This window comes from Sphingobium sp. 22B (assembly GCF_001580035.1).
Taxonomy (GTDB): Bacteria; Pseudomonadota; Alphaproteobacteria; order Sphingomonadales; family Sphingomonadaceae; genus Sphingobium; species Sphingobium fuliginis.
This window is the reverse complement of sequence record NZ_LTAB01000037.1, coordinates 1-16,129: the sequence shown is the minus strand read 5'-3', so window position 1 is coordinate 16,129 and position 16,129 is coordinate 1. Positions and strand designations below refer to the sequence as shown.

The window sequence follows — 16,129 nt, the reverse complement described above, 5'->3', positions numbered from 1 at the left end:
CGCCGGGGGCGGCATGACCGGCCGGGGTGACCAAAACCCTAGCCGGTCAATCTGAGTGTCGCAGCTTAGCTGATCAGCTTCAGCACGCCCTGCTGGCTCTGGTTCGCCTGGGCCAGCATCGCGGTCGAGGCCTGGCTCAGGATCTGCTGCTTGGCGAGCGCGGTCGTTTCCGCCGAGAAGTCGGCATCCTCGATGCGGCTGCGGGCGTCGGTCAGGTTGGTGACGTTGGCGGTCAGGTTGTTGATGGTTGATTCGAGGCGGTTCTGAACCGCACCGAGGCTGGCTCGCGACGTGTCGATCTGCTGCAGGACATCGTCATAGGCCTTGAGAGCATCGTCGAGCACGAAGTTCGTGGTATCCGTGACGTCCGTGTAGACGTCCGGCGCGGTGCCAAGATTAACGATGTTGCCGAGCGCGGCGCCTACCGGCGGAGTCGCAGTGTAGTCGATCGTGTTCTGGGTGGTCAGATTGCCTAGATCAATCTGCACGGCGTCCGTAGAGTTTGTGCCCGCCTGGATGTTGATCTTGCCGTCGCCAGCGGCACCGCCCGTACCATCGAACAGCGAAATGCCGTTGAACTTGGTGTTCGTGATGATCGAGGTGATCTGGTCGCCAAGCTGGCTGATTTCCGACTGGATATTCTTCTTCGACGTTGCGTCGTTGGTGTCGTTGCCAGCCTGGACGGTCAGTTCGCGCATGCGCTGGAGCATGTTGCTGACTTCGCTGAGCGCGCCTTCCGCTGTCTGGGCGAGCGAGATGCCGTCATTGGCGTTGCGGATGCCCTGGGTCATGCCGCGGATCTGCGAGGTCATGGTCGATGCGATGGCAAGGCCGGCCGCGTCGTCCTTCGCGCTGTTGATGCGCTTGCCGGTCGACAGGCGTTCCATCGCGGTGCTGAGCGCCTTGCTGGCCTGGGCCGAAGCATTGGATGCACGCAGCGCCGAGGAGTTGGTTCCGATAACAGTCATTTTGATACCCTTTCGTTCGTTCAGGTCGCTGCCATCAGGCTGCTTGCGGCCTCGAAAGGGGATAACGGCACCGGAAAAAAAGCTTTTAGGGCGGGGATGATTTTTTCTGCTATTTTCTTGAAAAGGCCCGGAAACAGGGCATTCGAGCCCCTTTGCGGGGGCCGATATATCCATGAAGCGCCGAAAAGTTCCGCCCCGGCGGAAAAAAATTGCCGTTATGCGGCAAGGGGTTTGCCGCATTAACCATATGCTAACCACAGTCGGGCAGTTTCAACCCATCGAAGGGGTCAGGGGCGTGCGGGGGCACAAGCCGGCCAAAACATGGGGACAAGTTCATGTCATCGTTGGACGTGAGCCGAGGAGTCTGCGCGCTCGTTCCGGGCCTGCAGCACTGGCTGGAAAATGCGTTCTTTACCGTCCGGATCGTGGACGCCCAGAGCCCGCGCGAGCGGGAAGACCGGCGCGTGTTGCTGGCCACCGAAATCGGCCATGCGACCCATCGCGACATATTGATCAACCTGATCGACGGCCTGCCCTCGCTGGTGCCTGCCGCCAACGGCCTGCCCGCCCGCGTCGCCTTCGGCCTTGAGGATATGGGTTTCGCCTTCGCGCTGATCGCGGAGCTGGCCCGTCCCGCTGCCGTTCCTGCGGTGGGCGACGCCGGCAGCACGCGGCTGATGACGCTGGCCGGCCGCGTGGCGCGCAGCGACGCCACCGTGCTGATCCAGGGCGATACGGGCACCGGCAAGGAAGGCATGGCGCGCTTCCTTCATGCCCAGTCGGGCCGCGTGACCCGCGACTTCATCGCCGTCAATTGCGCGGCGCTGCCCGAAACCATGATGGAAGCCATGCTCTTCGGCCACAAGAAGGGGAGCTTCACCGGCGCGGCCAATGCGTCCGAGGGCCTGTTCCTGGCGGCGGACGGCGGCACGCTGTTCCTCGACGAAATCGCCGAACTGCCGCTCAGCCTTCAGGCCAAGCTGCTGCGCGCCCTGCAGGAAGGCGAAGTGCTGCCCGTCGGCGCGACTCATCCGGTGCCGGTCAATGTCCGCATCATCGCGGCCTGCAACCGCAACCTCGCCGCCGAAGTCGCTGCCGGCCGCTTCCGCGAGGATCTATACTGGCGCCTCAATGTCATGCCGCTGGAGCTGCGTCCGCTGGCCGAGCGCCCGGGCGACATCGCCGCCATCGCCGCCGCCATGCTGCTGCGCCAGCAGGATGCCTTCGTCTGGCCGACCGCCGCGGCGCTGGAAAAGCTGACCGGCCATGTCTGGCCCGGCAATGCCCGCGAGCTGGGCAATGTCCTTCAGCGCGCCGTGGTCCTTCGCGACGGCGACCGCATCGATGCCGACGACCTGCACATCACCGGCGCGCCGCAACTGCGCATCGTGGAGCAGGTCCTGGCGCCGGCCGATCCGATCCGTCTGCGCGACGTGGCGCATAACAGCAAGCTGGAGGCGGTCCGTGCCGCCCTGCGCGAAACGGATGGCCATCGCGCCGCCGCCGCCCGCAAGCTGGGCATTTCCGAACGTACGCTGCGCTATCGGCTTGCCGAGATGCGCGAGCGGGCGGCGGCCTGAGGAGGAATAGGGCATGTCCGGAATTTCTCCGACCGATAGCGTGATGGCGATCCGCAACGCCATCCTCCAGAAGAACGCGGCGCTGCGCGACGTCGCCCAGACCGGCAATGTCGGCCCTGGCTCCGTGGTCGGCACCAATGGCGCAACCGCGCCGGGCGGCTTTACCGACGCGCTGAAATCGGCGCTGGAGCAGGTGAACGGCCTGCAGAACCAGGCGGGCGAAGCAGCCGCCTCGTTCGAACGGGGGGAAACCACCGATATTGCCGGGGTCATGCTGGCCAAGCAGCAGGCGTCCGTCAGCTTCGAAGCCACCCTTCAGGTCCGCAACAAATTGCTGTCCGCATACAAGGACATCATGAGCATGCCGGTGTAATATGAGCGAGAACGCACTCACCCCCTCCGTCGGCGGCGCCGCCGCTCTCCCGGCCACCAGCCCCGCCTTTCCGGGCGGCGCGAAGGGCGTCGATGCGCTGAAGGCGCGCTTCACCGGCTTCATGAAGCAGCCCGCCGTGGCGAAGAGCCTGCCGCTGCTGGGCCTGCTGGGCGTCGTCGCGACCGCTGGCGCGGCCTGGCTCGCCCTGCGCGAACCGCCGCAGCGCGACCTGTTCCGTGCCCTGCCCGATGCCGACAAGTCGGCGGTTGCGAGCGTGCTGGACCAGAATGGCATCCGCTACGACTTCGACAATTCGGGCAGCATGACCGTTGGCGAGGACGATTATTTCAAGGCGAAGATGATGCTCGCCGCCCAGGGCCTGCCCAAGAGCGCGCCCGACGGCAACAGCATGATCGACAGCCTGCCCATGGGCGCATCGCGCGCGGTGGAAGGCGAAAAGCTGCGCTCCGCCCGCGAAATGGACCTGGCCCGCACCATCGAGGCGATCGACAGCGTGGAGAGCGCCAAGGTCCACCTTGCGGTCGAGCCGCCCAGCGTCTTCCTGCGCGAACGGTCCAAACCCTCCGCATCGGTGATGCTGCGTCTTGCCTCCGGCCGGTCGCTGACCGACCAGCAGGTCAGCGCCATCGTGCATCTGGTGGCTTCGTCGATCCCGGAACTCAATCCGGAGGACATATCGGTCGTCGATCAGAATGGCCGTCTGCTCAGCAATAATGACAGCAACGCCGCCGACGACCGCCAGTTGGCCGTGCAGACGAAGATGGAGGATCGCTATCGCCAGTCGGTGATCGCGCTGCTGACGCCGATCCTGGGGGCGGGCAAATTTTCGACGGAGGTGCATGCCGAACTGAACTTTGCCGAGCGCCAGGCGACCCGCGAAACCTATCCGCAGGATGAAGCGCGTCTTCGCAGCGAACAGGGCACCTGGGCATCCGACCCGCGCGGTCAGGGCGCGGGCGGCGAAGCGAGCGGCATTCCCGGCGCGCTCAGCAATCAGGCGCCGGTCAATCCGACCGTGACGCAGACCAATCCCAATGGCCAGGCCGTCGCGCAGGGCGCCACCAGCGCCCAGACCGCAGCCCAGCCCGGCACGCCGCCCAATCCGCTGATGAAGACCGAGGAAACCTTCAACCGCAGCTTCGAACTGGGCCGCGAGGTTTCCGTGACCAGGGACGCCATCGGCACGGTCAAGCGCCTGTCGGTCGCGGTCGCGCTCGACAACGGGCCCGACGGCAAGCCGCGTTCGGCGCAGGAGATCGCGGCCTTGGAGGCTCTGGTGAAGGGGGCGGTCGGCTTCGACCAGGCGCGGGGCGACGTGGTGGCCCTTTCCGCCCGCAGCTTCGCCAAGGAAGAAGTGGTTCAGGCGCCCTGGTATGAAGCGGGATGGGTGTCGCCGCTGGTGCGCAATGTCTCTGCGCTGCTCGTCGCCCTGCTGGTGATCTTCGGCATCGGCCGCCCGCTGCTGAAGCGCCGCGCCGCCGCTCAGGCCGCCGCCGCCGAACAGGTCGCCGCCGAGGGCCAGAAGATCGGCCGCGAAATCTCGACCGAGATCACCCGTCAGGCGACGGTCAACCCGGATGGGTCGACGCCGGTCACGCTCGACATGATCTCCTCCACTTACGACTATGCCCAGCGCGCCGACCTGATCCGCAATTTCGTGAAGCAGGACCCCGATCGCGCCGCGCTGGTCGTCCGCGACCTTCTGAAGGAAGGGAAGAAGGAAAATGCCTGACGCCGCCACCGCCACGGCGCTGAAGGGCAGCGCCGCCGCCGCCGTCCTGCTGATGCTGTTCGACGAGGATGAGGCCGCGCAGATCCTCTCCCGCCTGGAGCCCGATGAGGTGCGCCAGCTTGGCTATGCCATGTATGACGTGGCCGATGTGCAGGTCGAGGAAGTCAACGAAGCGCTCGATCATTTCGTCACCAAGGCGAAGAAGCGCACCACCATCGGCTATGGCGCGACCCGCCATATTCGCGGCGCGATGACCAAGGCGCTGGGCGAGGAGCGGGCCGAGAACATGCTGGCCCGCATCACCCCGCCGACCCGCTCCACCCAGCTTGAGATGCTGAAATGGATGGACGCCAAGGAGATCGCCGTGCTGATCGAGGCGGAGCATCCGCAGATCATGGCGATCGTGCTCGCCCATCTGGAGGCGCCGATCGCCGCCGACGTGCTGCAATTGCTGCCGACCGAATATCAGGAAGAGGTGGTCTACCGCATCGCCACGCTCGGCCCCGTGTCGAACGAGGCGCTGGACGATCTGGAGCAGCTCCTGCTGCGCGGCAACATGGCCAAGAAGCAGGGCGGCGCATCGCAGCGCGGCGGCACCATCGAGGCGGCGGCGATCATGAACAATGTCCGCAAGGAGAATGAGCAGCGCATCATCAAGGCGCTGGCCAAGCGGGACAAGATGGTCGCCCAGACGATCGAGGAGGAGATGTTCGTCTTCGACAACCTGATCGACATGGACGACAAGAATATGGGCACGCTGATGCGCACCGTCGACAGTTCGATCCTGGTGGTCGCGCTGAAGGGCGCGAACGACATGCTGAAGGCGAAGATATTCGGTTCCATGTCCGCCCGCGCCGCGCAGGCCATTGCCGACGAGATCGAGGAACGCGGGCCGATCCGCCTGGCCGAGGTCATCGACGCGCAGAAGCTGATCATCGCCACCGCGCGCCGCATGGCCGATGCGGGCACCATCATGCTGGGCGGCAAGGGGAATGATTTTGTCTAAGCTCTGGAGCAATGCGGAGGTCGCCAGCATACCGCTGGGCGGCATGGGACAGGTGACGAGCGGCGGCTTTCGCAGCCTGTTCGCGCCTGCGCATGCCGCGCCCGGCCAGCCGGTGCATGACAGCATTCCGGAAAGCGAAGAGGATGTGCTGGAACAGGCGCGGATCGAAGCCTTCGCCATGGGCTTCGACGAAGGCAGCCGCGTGACGGCGGAAGCCCATGCGGCCGAGACGCAGGCCCGCCAGCAGCTTGCCCAAGCGCTGGAACTGCTGGCGCCAGCGCCCAGCGGCATGCTGTCCACCATGCTTTCCGCGACCGTGGTCCGGCTGGTGGAGCAGATCGTGGGCGAAGTCGAGATCGACATCGAACGGCTGCTCCAGCGCTGCGACAGCGTGGCCGCCTTCATCGAGGATAATGACGAAAAGGGCGCGCTGCACCTGCATCCCGACGACATCGAACTGCTGGAAGGCGAGAGCATCGGCGTGAAGCTGGTGCCCGACGGCGCGATGCAGCGCGGCTGCGTGCGCCTTGAAACCGCCGACGGCTGGGTCGAGGACGGCCCGGATGTGCGCCTGTCGCGCCTGCGCGCCCTGCTGGACGATATGGAGGGCAAGGCCTGATGATTCGCGCCTCGCTGGCCCAGGCGGAAACGCTGTTCGACCATATGCAGGTGCAGAACCGGCAGCCGCGCCATGTCGGCCGGCTGGTCAGCCATGATGCGGGCATGCTGGAAGTCACCGGCTTTCGCCGTCCCATCGGCGCGGGCGCGCGGGTGATCGCTTCGGACGGGACGGTCTGCCGCGCCGAGGTTGTGGGCTTTCGCGGCGACAGGACGCTGCTGGTGCCGCTCGACAGCGACGCGCCGCTGGAAAATGGGGCGCGGGTCGAACCGGATTCCCAGGCGACCATGGTGCAGGTGGGCGAAGGCCTTATCGGCCGCGTCATCGACGCCATGGGCCAGCCGCTGGACCGCAAGGGGCCGATCATCGCGGGCGGGTCGTGGCCATTGAACGGCGTCAAGGGCAATGTGCTCGACCGGGGCCGCGTCACCGAGCCGTTCGACCTGGGCGTGCGTGCGGTGAATGCGCTGCTGACCGCCGGACGCGGCCAGCGCATCGCGATCATCGCGGGGTCCGGCGTCGGCAAGTCGGTGCTGATGGGCCAGATGATCCAGGGCGCCGAAGCCGACATCGTCGTCGCGGGCCTGATCGGGGAGCGCGGACGCGAGGTCAGCGATTTCCTGGAGACCAAACTGAAAGGCGCGATGCACAAGAGCATCGTCGTCGCCGTCCCCGCAGACCATCCGCCGGTGCTGCGCCTGCGCGCCGCGGCCCGCGCCACCGCCATTGCCGAATATTTCCGGGCGCGGGGCAAGAAGGTGCTGCTGCTGATCGACAGCCTGACCCGCTGCGCCCATGCCCAGCGCGAGATCGGGCTGGCATTGGGCGAGCCGCCCGCGATGAAGGGCTATCCGCCCTCCGCGCTGGCGCTGATCCCGCGTCTGGTCGAGCGGGCGGGTGTCGATGCCCGGACTGGCGGGTCGATCACCGCGCTCTACACCGTGCTGGCCGATGGCGACGATACGGACGATCCGATCGTCGACGCCGCCCGCGCCATTGTGGACGGGCATTTCGTGCTGTCGCGCCATCTGTCGGAACAGGCGATCTTCCCGGCGATCGATGTCGGCAAGTCGCTGTCCCGCGTCATGGCGGATGTCGTGCCGGACGAGCATCGCCTTGCCGCCGCCGCCTATCGCCGCCTCTGGGCCGCCTATGAGGAAAATCGCGACCTCATCCTGATGGGCGCCTACCGCCCCGGCAACGATCCGGTGATCGATGAAGCCGTGCAGCGGCGACAGGAAGTCCTCGACTTCATTCGTCAGGATCAGAAGAGCTTCATCGACCTCGACACCAGCGCCCATGCCCTGATCGCCGAGTTCGGCGCGTGAAGGGCGAAGTCGCCCGCCGCCAGCGCGTGCTGCGCGTCCGCCATGTCCAGCATGCCATGGCCGCGGCCGAAACCGCCCGCGCCCGCGACGAGGCGGAGGGCCTTGCCCGCAATGTCGAGCGGCTGCGCAATGTGCGGAACGATCTTTTTACCGGGCAGGGCGTCGCAACTGGCGCGAATTTTGCAGCGATGCAGGAACTGGCGGGCCGTCTGGAACAGGCGGGGCGCCAGTTGGATGGTGCGCTCTACGATGCGCGCCGCAAGGTGGAGGTCAAGGAAGGCCTTTCCCTCGCGGCCAATCGGGATCGCGAAATCGCCGTGAAGCTCAAGGATCGCGCCCGCGCGGACCTTGAGGAATGGCGGGAGAACAAGCTTGCGGCGCTGCCGCGCTATCGCCGGATGCAGAGGACAGGAGATGTCTGACGTGAACATGCTGACCAGCCTCAAGGCGCTGCTCTTTTCCTCGGCGGCGACGTCGATGCCCGCCGATGGCGCGGCTGCGTTGGCCGTGCCTGCGGAGGGGGCGGCGGATTTCGCCCAGCTGCTGAACGGCACGATGGCCGCTTTGCCCGAAGCGCAGGAAAGCGCGGGGATCGCGGGCCCGCCGCAAGGGATCGCCCCGGCGGCCGCGGATGAAGCCGAGGGCATGGAGCCCGCACCGCCCAAGGCGGGCAAAGCCGATGGCGGCGATCCGGAGGTCGAGACGGCTTCCCCCTTGCCCTTCGGTCTGGCCAACGCGTTGAGGGCGGTGCAGAGCCACCGCAAGGATTCGCTGCCGCTGCCGCCCGGACTTGCGAGGAAGATCGACGCGCCAGCCGAGGCCGCCGTTCGGGAGACGGCGCCTGCGGTGGGTGCCGGCCCTGAGGTGGATAGCGGCCCTGCGGTGGATAGCGGTTCCGCCGAGGAGGTCGCGGCGGAAATGCCTGCTGCGGCGTCGGTCGCGATGGAAGAGGGCGAGGTCGGCGGGCTGGAACTGCCGGTCGTGACGCCCGATCCCCAGACCAAGGCCCCGCGCCCCGGCAAGGAAACCAAGCCGGAGAAGGTGGAGGCCTTGCCCGAAGCCGCGGCGGTGGAGCATGCCGACGAGCCAGCGGAAGCCGAGCCGGGCGACAGCGACAGGCCGAAGGAGCAGGCCGAGGCGGCACAGGCTCCGGCAACGGTCGTCGCTGCTGTCCAGATGCCGGCCCCGCCAGGCGTTGCGGCGCAGGCGCTGCCGCCATCGACGGCCCCGGTCGCGCAAACGGCGCCCGCCAAGCCGGATCGCGGCAAGAATCTGCCGGTAGCGGCGCCCTTGCCGCCTCAGGCTGTCGGACAGCCGGTTCCCGCCCAGTCGACGGTTGAACCGACTCCCGTGGCGGACGCCCCTGTGCAGCCAGCCATTGAAGCGCCTGCGGCATCGGCCGACCAGCCGGAAGGCCCGGTTCCCGCTGCGCATCCCGGCAGCGCCCCGGTGAAGTCCGAGGCGCTCGCCCTGCTCCAGCTCGTGCGCGATCAGGTCGCTGCCCGCCAGCCGGGCACGCCGGTCCGCGCCGGGGAACCGCTCGCGGCCCGCGTCGAAACGGGCAGGGCCGCCACGCCGGTCGAGGCTATGCCGGCCCATGCCGCCCAGCATGATCCGGTCGATGCCGTGCCCCCGATGCCGCTCGCCCAGCCTGTTTCCGCGCCGCCGGTGCCGTCGGCCGTCGCGCCGCCGCCGGCCGACCTGTCCGCCAGCCTTGGCGCGCAGATCGTCGACATGGGCGTTTCCGGCCAGTGGATCGACGGCCTGGCCCGCGAGATTGCCGGGCTGTCCGCGAACGGTGCGCAGGGGCGGTTCCAGATCAACGCCGACCAGCTTGGGGCCGTGCAGGTGGACATCCGCCAGGGCAGCGACGGCGCGGCGGTCAGCCTGACCGTCGCCAGCGAAGCCGCCGAAATGGCGCTGCGCCAGGACAGCGACCGTCTGCGCCTTGATGCCGGACTTTCGGCGGTGCGCATTGCCGAGGTGAAGATCGAACGCGCGCCCCCTGTCGCGGAAGCGGCCCGGGCGGACGGCGCCAATCAACAGCAATCCTCCCAGCAGCAGGGCGCGCAGCAACAGGGTTCCCAGGGCGCGAACGCATGGGCGAACAACGGCCAGAACATGGCGCAATCGCAGGGACAGGGTCGTTGGCGTCCCCAGGAAAATAGCGCATTCGCCCCTAAAAATTCCGGCGATCCGGCCGTTCTTAACCATGACGAGCTGCGCCATGCCGGCAATCCCGCCGCGCGCGCGCGCTATGCCTGACGACATGGATTGCGGGGGACTTTGACCGATGAGTGACGACGCCAAGCCGAAGAAGAAAAAGGGCGGTGGGATGAAGATGATCCTGCTCATCGTCATCGCCATGGTCGTTGGCGGGGCGGGCGCGGCCGGCGGTCTTTACGCCGCGGGTTTCTTCAGCCCGAAGGAAGAAGGGCCGAAGGAAGATCCGAACAAGCCCGTGCTCGTGCTGGCGGGGGAAAATGCCGAGGAAGTGGCGAAGGCCCATGGCTATGCCGGCGGTGGCGGCGGCGAAGGCGGCGGGCATGAGGGCGGCGGGGGTCATGCCCCTTCGGGCGTCCATGTCCCGGCCAAGGGCATCGACCTGCCCAGCCCGGCCAATCCTGCGGCCTATCAGGCGACCTATTTCCAGCTTCAGACGCCGTTCACCTCCAACATGTCGGATACGGACGCCTTTGCGCAGATTTCCATCGCCGTTTCGACCTATTACGACATTCGCGTTGTCGAGGCGATCAAGGTCCATGAGATGGCGATTCGCAGCCAGGTCCTGATGATGCTGGCCGAACAGCCGGTGGAGGCGCTGTCGACGCCGGAGGGGAAAAGGGCGCTTCAGGGGAAGATCAAGGGCATTATTAACGACATTCTGAAGCAGAAGACGGGCTATGGCGGCGTCGATAACGTTTATTTTACCAATTTCGTTATTCAATAGGGCTGCCTGATCGGCGGGAAGTCCCCCGCCCGGGACGGCTGGGGACTGAAATGACCGACGTTCAAGCCTACGCCTTTGGGCGGGGGGAATCGCAGGCGCCGCTGATGCTGTCGGGGCTGGACCGGCTGGGCGAAAAGCTCGGCCGGCGTTTGCGCGCCCTGATCGAGCCGATCGCCGGGGTTCGCCCGCATGTCGCCGCGCAGGACGCGCGCGCGCTGGAATTCGGCGCCTGGGCGCATGAGGTGCCCGGCTCCTCCAGCATCGGCGTCTATCGCCTGGCGCCGCTCAAGGGGCAGGTGCTGCTGCGGCTCGATGCGGCGATGATCTCGACGCTGGTCGACTGTTTCTATGGCGGCATCGGCAATCGTGCGCTGCCGCCGCGCGGCGAGTTCACGCCGACCGAAGATCGCCTGATCGCGCGGATTTCCGATGCCTTCATGGCCCGGCTGGTGGAATGCTGGAGCGACATGCTGGCCATAGAAGCCGGTCTGATCGTCCGGGAAACCGGCATCGGCTTCGCCGCCGCGGCCCAGCCGGGCGAGCAGATGGTGCTGCAACGCTTCCTGATCAGCATCAGCCGCGATGCCGAATGGCCCGTCGACCTGCTGTTCCCGCTGTCCGCGCTGCGCGCCGTCGAGTCGTTGACGGGCAGCCGCATCCCGATCGACGACGAACGCGCCGACCCGGTGTGGCAGGCGCGCATCGCCCACCGCATGCGCGACATCCGCCTGCCCGCCCGCACGGTGCTGGCGCGCCCCGACCTTTCCCTGGCCGAACTGATGCAGCTCAAGGCCGGCGACATCATTCCCGTCACCATCAACCGCAGCCTGCCGCTGATCGTGGGCGACCGTATCGTCGCGCACGGCTCCATCGGCGAACAGGATGGCCGCGCCGCATTCCAGATCGAAAAGCTTGCACAGGAAACCGGACAATGAGCGATATGAGCGAAGCCCCCCGCCTTGACAGCGTGGGCGAGGACAGCATTTCCCGCATGGTGAACAACCGCCAGTTCCGGTTGCTGGCCGACATTCCCGTCCGCATGTCGGTGGAGGTCGGGTCGACCTCGCTCCGGCTGGCGGAGGTCATGGATCTGAGCGAAGGAAGCGTCGTGGAACTGGACCGCCAGGCCGACGACCTGCTCGACATCATGGTCAACGGCGCGCTGATCGCCAAGGGAGAGGTGGTGACGGTGAACGGCCGCTACGGCATCCGCATCGTCGAAATCGCGGCTGCCGAAAGCCGGCTGGCGGGCGTCGAGCGGCGCGGCTGAAGCGCAGGCGGCAGATTTACCGCTTGCCTTGCGCGCCAATCTTTCGGAACGGATGACGAATTAACCATCTTCGCGGAAAGCCCTCATGATCTGGTATTTCGTCAAGCTGCTGATTTTATTGCCTCTGGTCGGCGGCATGGCCTTCGGCGCGCTGTGGCTGTGGCGCAAATATCAGCCGGGGATGATGGTCGGGCAGAACGACCGGTCGCTCAAGGTGCTGGAAGCATTGCCGATGGGGACGTTCGGCAAGCTCGCCGTCGTGGAGTTCGAGGGGAAGAAGATCCTGCTTTCCGTGACGCGGGGGCGGATCGAGAAGATCGCGGAAGGCGACCCTTATCGTGCCGGGCGCTGACCTGCTTGCCACCGTCATTCCGGCGCAGGCGGGAACCCATCTCCGGACTTCAAGTCCGCAGGCTGCTGCCGGGAGATGGGTCCCCGCCTGCGCGGGGATGATGAAATGGGGCGTGGTGGCGCTGCTGCTGCTGACCCTGGTCCTTGCCATGCCCGCCTTTGCGCAGGCCGCGCCCGCCGCCCCGGCGCCCATCGACAATGGCGGCGCGCTGAGCCGCGCCATGGGGCAGATCAGCGGCGACGGCCGTTCGCTGTCCCTATCGCTGCAGATCCTGATCCTCATGAGCCTGCTGACGGTGTTGCCGTCGCTGATCCTCATGATGACCAGCTTCACCCGCATCATCATCGTCCTGTCGCTGCTGCGTCAGGCGCTTGGCCTGCAACAGACGCCGCCCAATCAGGTGCTGGTCGGCCTGTCGCTGTTCCTCTCCCTGTTCGTGATGCGGCCGGCCATCGACCAGATCAATGCCCAGGCCTTCGATCCCTATGGCAAGGGGCAGATTTCCATCGAGGAGGCGGTGGGCCGTTCGGGCAAGGTGCTGCACGGCTTCATGACCAAGCAGACCCGCGAGACGGACCTCAAGCTCTTCTCCAATCTGGCGGAGGCGCCGGCCTTCCGCTCGCCCGCCGACATTCCCTTCTCCATCCTGCTGCCGGCCTTTGTGACGTCGGAACTGAAGACCGCTTTCCAGATCGGCTTCATGATCTTCCTGCCGTTCCTGATCATCGACCTTGTGGTCGCATCGACGCTGATGGCGCTCGGCATGATGATGCTGTCGCCCACGATCATCTCCATGCCGTTCAAGCTGCTGCTGTTCGTGCTGGTGGACGGCTGGGCGTTGACCATGGGTTCGCTTGCCGGATCGTTCGCGACATGAAGCGCGGGCGCTTCTCTCCTCCAAACGGCTCCGGGACGGCCTGATCCATGGAAAACGCCGATTTCTTCATGGGGCTGGCGCAGCAGGCGCTGTGGATCACGGCGCTGGCGGCAGCGCCGATCCTGATTCCCGCGCTGATCGCAGGCGTCGTCATCGGCATGGTGCAGGCCGCGACCTCCATCAATGAACAGACGCTGGCCTTCATCCCCAAGATCATCGTCGTCGGCGCGATGCTGGTGCTGTTCGGCGGTTCCATCATGGTGCTGATCGCCGATTTCACGCGCGAGATTTTCGAGCGCATTCCGGACCTGCTGCAATGATCGCGCCGGGCTTCGCCCCAGGCTTTGTCAATGTGGAAGTCCAGCTCTGGATCTGGCTGATCGCCATGATCCGCCCCGGCGCCGCCTTCATCGCCGCGCCCGTCTTCGGCGCGCCCGCCGTGCCGTTGCAATTGCGGCTGATCCTGTCGCTGGCGCTGGGCATGGCCGCGCTCAACAGCGTGCCTATCCAGCTTCCCGCCGACGGCGTCGCCAGTTTCCAGGGCGTGATGCTGGTTGCGGGTGAGGTGCTTGCCGGCCTCGCCATCGGTTTTGCCGTGCAGATCGGCTATGCCGCCGCGCTGGTGGCCGGGGAGGCTATCGGCAACACCATGGGCCTCAATTTCGCGGCGATGGTCGATCCTTCGTCGGGCCAGGCGACGCAGGCGGTGGGCCAGTTCCTCTCCATCCTGTCGACCTTCCTGCTGCTGGCGATGGACGGGCATCTGATGCTGGTGAGCTTTGTCGTGCAAAGCTATCGGGCGCTGCCGCCGGGTGGCGCGATGCTGAGCAACGATGCGGTCTGGCACCTGATCGAATTCGGCGGCGCGCTGCTCGGCGCGGGCGTCACCATCGCGCTGCCGGTCGGTTTCGCGCTGGTGCTGGTGCAGATCGTCATGGGCATGCTGGCGCGCACAGCGCCCGCGCTCAACCTGTTCGCGGTCGGCATGCCGGTGGCGCTGATGGCGGGGCTCATCCTGCTGGCCGTCACCGCGCCGATCATGGGGGAGGGGATCACCGCCGCCCTGAAGGCCGGGCTGGACCAGGCCCAGACCATTGCGGAGGGGCACTGACCATGGCCGGGAGCAATGGCGGCGGCGAAAAGACCGAGAAGCCGACAGCCAAGAAGCTGAAGGACGCGGCCAAGAATGGCGACATTCTCCAGTCCCGCGATCTCGCCACTGCATTGGTGGTGATGGCCGGCATTGGCTGGATCGCGGTCACGGGGCCCTCCATGGTCGAATCCCTGTCCGACATGCTGATAGAGGCGTTGCGTTTCCGGCGGGAGGACATCGTGAATTTCGCGCCGGCCGACCGGGGCATCGCGCTGCTGTCCGGCATCGCCCTGCCGGTCGCGGGGATATTGCTGGCGACCTTGCTGGCTGCCATTGCGGGGCCGGCGCTGCTCGGCTCGCTCGGCTTCCGTCCCGGCGCCTTCGCGCCCAAGGCGTCGAAGCTCAATCCCGCCGCCGGCCTCAAGCGCATGTTCGGGCTCCAGGGGCTGATCGAACTGGTCAAGTCCGTCGCCAAGGTCGCGCTGCTGGGCGCGATCGGCGTCTGGATGATCTGGGACCGGCTGACGGAGATCGTCGGGCTGGGCAAGGCGGGGCTGGCGCCCGCCATGGCGGACCTTGGCAACATGTTCATCATGACCTGCCTGATCATGGCGGGGGGCCTGTTCCTGATCGCGGGCATCGACGTTCCCGCCCAGCTCATGCAGCGGTCCAGGCGGCTGTCGATGACCAAGCAGGAGATCAAGGACGAGCATAAGGAGAGCGAAGGTTCCCCCGAGCTGAAAGGCCATATCCGCCGCAAGCAATATGAGGTGCTGAGCGGTTCGACCCGCAAGGCGGTGGCGGAGGCCAGCGTCATCATCACCAACCCCACCCATTTCGCCGTCGCCTTGCGCTACAAGCCGGGGCAGGACGCCGCGCCGGTGGTGGTGGCGCGCGGCTGCGACGCGGTGGCGGCGGCGATCCGCGACCTTGCCGACCAGAACGGGGTCACGGTGCTGCAATATCCCGAACTGGCCCGCGCCATATACTTCACCTCGCGCGCCGGGCAGATCGTCAATGAAGGGCTGTACATGGCGGTCGCGACCGTCCTTGCCTTCGTCTTCCGGGTGGAGAATCGGATGGCGAGCGAGATGGACCGGCCATTCATCACCGTGCCGGACGATCTGCGCTTCGACGCGGACGGCAAAAAATCATCTTGATAATCAGCGGTTTCCTGAAAATCGATCGTCCTTAACTTAAGTTTAGGACTTAATATCCGTATAATCTTCACGGGGACGCATTAGGATGTGCGTCATGAACGACTATATTTCGCGGACTGAACTGTCGGTGGAGCGCGGCGCGACCCGCGCGCCGTCCGCCGTGTCCGCGATTGCGCCCATTTCATCGGCCGCCACCGTGCATCAGGGCGGTGGATCGTCCCGGCAGGCGCCGACGCCCGAGGATCAGTCGGGCGTGGAAGAAAGCATCGCGACCAGCGCCGAATATGCCAAGGTGCATGCCCGCATTGCCGACATTCTGGCTGAATTGCGCAGTCAGGGCGGCACGGTGACGGTCGACGGGGCAGCCGACGAAATCCAGTCGATGCTGCCCGAGCCGCAGATACTGGTCCCCTTGCCCCCGGCCTCCAAGGAAGCGGTGGAAAGCACGATCCGCGTCGCCAAGCGCATCGCGGAACAGGCCGCCTATGCCCATGCGGCGCAGGCCAACATCCGTCGCGGCGCGGTCGACCAGATTCTGTCTCCGGGCGCTTGAGCCGGGTTCGTCGCGGCGCTCCTGCGCCTGCTCGTGAGCGTGCCGTTGCAGGCGGTGTTGAGAAATTCAGGACGGTGGACTGAGCGGTTGGGGTGGATCCCCCTCCCGCAGGCGGGAGGGGGATCCACCCCAACCGCTCAGTCCACCGTCCTGAATTTCTCAACACCGCCTGCAACGGCACGCTCACGAGCAGGCGCAGGAGCGCCGCGACGAACCCGGCTCAAGCGCCCGGAGACCTGTCTCTTAT

18 protein-coding genes are annotated in these 16,129 nt (G+C 66.5%); 17 read left to right on the top strand and 1 reads right to left on the bottom strand.

Annotated elements, in window-relative coordinates:
• Positions 1-65: 65 nt before the first annotated feature.
• Positions 66-968, bottom strand: a complete 903-nt coding sequence (locus A0J57_RS22245) for a flagellin (protein WP_061936567.1) — start codon at positions 966-968, stop codon at positions 66-68.
• A gap of 335 nt (positions 969-1,303) precedes the next feature.
• On the opposite strand from A0J57_RS22245, the gene A0J57_RS22240 reads away from it, so the two are divergent.
• The 17 genes from A0J57_RS22240 to A0J57_RS22160 all read left to right on the top strand — a co-directional run bounded on the left by A0J57_RS22240 (position 1,304) and on the right by A0J57_RS22160 (position 15,882).
• Positions 1,304-2,548: a sigma-54-dependent Fis family transcriptional regulator gene (locus tag A0J57_RS22240; protein WP_025548571.1), complete on the top strand. Its 1,245-nt coding sequence runs from the start codon at positions 1,304-1,306 to the stop codon at positions 2,546-2,548.
• A gap of 13 nt (positions 2,549-2,561) precedes the next feature.
• The gene (gene fliE, locus A0J57_RS22235) at positions 2,562-2,921 is read left to right on the top strand and encodes a flagellar hook-basal body complex protein FliE (RefSeq protein WP_061936571.1); all 360 of its coding nucleotides are present in this window, start codon (positions 2,562-2,564) and stop codon (positions 2,919-2,921) included.
• A 1-nt stretch (position 2,922) separates the two neighbouring features.
• Positions 2,923-4,674, top strand: coding sequence for a flagellar basal-body MS-ring/collar protein FliF (gene fliF, locus A0J57_RS22230; protein WP_061936574.1), 1,752 nt, complete (start codon positions 2,923-2,925; stop codon positions 4,672-4,674).
• Complete coding sequence (fliG, locus tag A0J57_RS22225) at positions 4,667-5,680, top strand: flagellar motor switch protein FliG (protein ID WP_025548566.1); 1,014 nt, start codon at positions 4,667-4,669, stop codon at positions 5,678-5,680. The genes fliF and fliG overlap by 8 nt, the downstream gene beginning before the upstream one ends.
• Positions 5,667-6,299 (top strand): flagellar biosynthesis protein, encoded by a 633-nt coding sequence (locus tag A0J57_RS22220; protein WP_037482187.1) that lies wholly within the window; start codon positions 5,667-5,669, stop codon positions 6,297-6,299. The genes fliG and A0J57_RS22220 overlap by 14 nt, the downstream gene beginning before the upstream one ends.
• The gene (locus tag A0J57_RS22215; protein WP_025548563.1) at positions 6,299-7,627 is read left to right on the top strand and encodes a FliI/YscN family ATPase; all 1,329 of its coding nucleotides are present in this window, start codon (positions 6,299-6,301) and stop codon (positions 7,625-7,627) included. The genes A0J57_RS22220 and A0J57_RS22215 overlap by 1 nt, the downstream gene beginning before the upstream one ends.
• Positions 7,624-8,049, top strand: a complete 426-nt coding sequence (locus A0J57_RS22210) for a hypothetical protein (protein WP_025548561.1) — start codon at positions 7,624-7,626, stop codon at positions 8,047-8,049. The genes A0J57_RS22215 and A0J57_RS22210 overlap by 4 nt, the downstream gene beginning before the upstream one ends.
• A complete protein-coding gene (locus A0J57_RS22205; protein WP_061936577.1) occupies positions 8,042-9,892 on the top strand; it encodes a flagellar hook-length control protein FliK in 1,851 nt (616 codons plus the stop codon). Before A0J57_RS22210 ends, A0J57_RS22205 begins: the two co-directional genes overlap by 8 nt.
• A 28-nt stretch (positions 9,893-9,920) precedes the next feature.
• Positions 9,921-10,577, top strand: coding sequence for a flagellar basal body-associated protein FliL (gene fliL, locus A0J57_RS22200; protein WP_061936579.1), 657 nt, complete (start codon positions 9,921-9,923; stop codon positions 10,575-10,577).
• 50 nt (positions 10,578-10,627) lie between these two features.
• Positions 10,628-11,512, top strand: a complete 885-nt coding sequence (locus tag A0J57_RS22195) for a flagellar motor switch protein FliM (protein WP_025548558.1) — start codon at positions 10,628-10,630, stop codon at positions 11,510-11,512.
• A complete protein-coding gene (fliN, locus tag A0J57_RS22190) occupies positions 11,509-11,847 on the top strand; it encodes a flagellar motor switch protein FliN (protein WP_025548556.1) in 339 nt (112 codons plus the stop codon). Before A0J57_RS22195 ends, fliN begins: the two co-directional genes overlap by 4 nt.
• An 85-nt stretch (positions 11,848-11,932) precedes the next feature.
• The gene (locus tag A0J57_RS22185; protein ID WP_048576693.1) at positions 11,933-12,199 is read left to right on the top strand and encodes a flagellar biosynthetic protein FliO; all 267 of its coding nucleotides are present in this window, start codon (positions 11,933-11,935) and stop codon (positions 12,197-12,199) included.
• Positions 12,200-12,296: 97 nt separating this feature from the next.
• On the top strand, positions 12,297-13,076 hold the full coding sequence (fliP, locus tag A0J57_RS22180) for a flagellar type III secretion system pore protein FliP (protein ID WP_061936582.1): 780 nt from the start codon (positions 12,297-12,299) through the stop codon (positions 13,074-13,076).
• A 47-nt stretch (positions 13,077-13,123) separates the two neighbouring features.
• On the top strand, positions 13,124-13,396 hold the full coding sequence (gene fliQ / locus A0J57_RS22175; RefSeq protein WP_025548552.1) for a flagellar biosynthesis protein FliQ: 273 nt from the start codon (positions 13,124-13,126) through the stop codon (positions 13,394-13,396).
• Positions 13,393-14,187, top strand: a complete 795-nt coding sequence (gene fliR / locus A0J57_RS22170) for a flagellar biosynthetic protein FliR (protein WP_048576692.1) — start codon at positions 13,393-13,395, stop codon at positions 14,185-14,187. Before fliQ ends, fliR begins: the two co-directional genes overlap by 4 nt.
• A 2-nt stretch (positions 14,188-14,189) precedes the next feature.
• Complete coding sequence (gene flhB / locus A0J57_RS22165; RefSeq protein WP_025548550.1) at positions 14,190-15,329, top strand: flagellar type III secretion system protein FlhB; 1,140 nt, start codon at positions 14,190-14,192, stop codon at positions 15,327-15,329.
• 94 nt (positions 15,330-15,423) lie between these two features.
• Positions 15,424-15,882 carry a hypothetical protein gene (locus tag A0J57_RS22160; protein WP_061936584.1) on the top strand — a complete coding sequence of 153 codons (459 nt, stop codon included), beginning with the start codon at positions 15,424-15,426 and terminating at the stop codon, positions 15,880-15,882.
• Positions 15,883-16,129: the final 247 nt, after the last annotated feature.

Excerpts from the sequence above, each read along its gene's own strand:
- fliL (WP_061936579.1), top strand. The coding sequence starts at position 9,921 with ATGAGTGACGACGCCAAGCCGAAGAAGAAAAAGGGCGGTGGGATGAAG.
- A0J57_RS22245 (WP_061936567.1), bottom strand. The coding sequence starts at position 968 with ATGACTGTTATCGGAACCAACTCCTCGGCGCTGCGTGCATCCAATGCT.
- fliG (WP_025548566.1), top strand. The coding sequence starts at position 4,667 with ATGCCTGACGCCGCCACCGCCACGGCGCTGAAGGGCAGCGCCGCCGCC.
- fliN (WP_025548556.1), top strand. The coding sequence starts at position 11,509 with ATGAGCGATATGAGCGAAGCCCCCCGCCTTGACAGCGTGGGCGAGGAC.
- fliR (WP_048576692.1), top strand. The coding sequence starts at position 13,393 with ATGATCGCGCCGGGCTTCGCCCCAGGCTTTGTCAATGTGGAAGTCCAG.
- A0J57_RS22205 (WP_061936577.1), top strand. The coding sequence starts at position 8,042 with ATGTCTGACGTGAACATGCTGACCAGCCTCAAGGCGCTGCTCTTTTCC.
- A0J57_RS22160 (WP_061936584.1), top strand. The coding sequence starts at position 15,424 with ATGAACGACTATATTTCGCGGACTGAACTGTCGGTGGAGCGCGGCGCG.
- fliE (WP_061936571.1), top strand. The coding sequence starts at position 2,562 with ATGTCCGGAATTTCTCCGACCGATAGCGTGATGGCGATCCGCAACGCC.
- A0J57_RS22195 (WP_025548558.1), top strand. The coding sequence starts at position 10,628 with ATGACCGACGTTCAAGCCTACGCCTTTGGGCGGGGGGAATCGCAGGCG.
- fliQ (WP_025548552.1), top strand. The coding sequence starts at position 13,124 with ATGGAAAACGCCGATTTCTTCATGGGGCTGGCGCAGCAGGCGCTGTGG.
- A0J57_RS22185 (WP_048576693.1), top strand. The coding sequence starts at position 11,933 with ATGATCTGGTATTTCGTCAAGCTGCTGATTTTATTGCCTCTGGTCGGC.
- A0J57_RS22220 (WP_037482187.1), top strand. The coding sequence starts at position 5,667 with ATGATTTTGTCTAAGCTCTGGAGCAATGCGGAGGTCGCCAGCATACCG.
- A0J57_RS22215 (WP_025548563.1), top strand. The coding sequence starts at position 6,299 with ATGATTCGCGCCTCGCTGGCCCAGGCGGAAACGCTGTTCGACCATATG.
- A0J57_RS22240 (WP_025548571.1), top strand. The coding sequence starts at position 1,304 with ATGTCATCGTTGGACGTGAGCCGAGGAGTCTGCGCGCTCGTTCCGGGC.
- fliP (WP_061936582.1), top strand. The coding sequence starts at position 12,297 with ATGATGAAATGGGGCGTGGTGGCGCTGCTGCTGCTGACCCTGGTCCTT.
- flhB (WP_025548550.1), top strand. The coding sequence starts at position 14,190 with ATGGCCGGGAGCAATGGCGGCGGCGAAAAGACCGAGAAGCCGACAGCC.
- fliF (WP_061936574.1), top strand. The coding sequence starts at position 2,923 with ATGAGCGAGAACGCACTCACCCCCTCCGTCGGCGGCGCCGCCGCTCTC.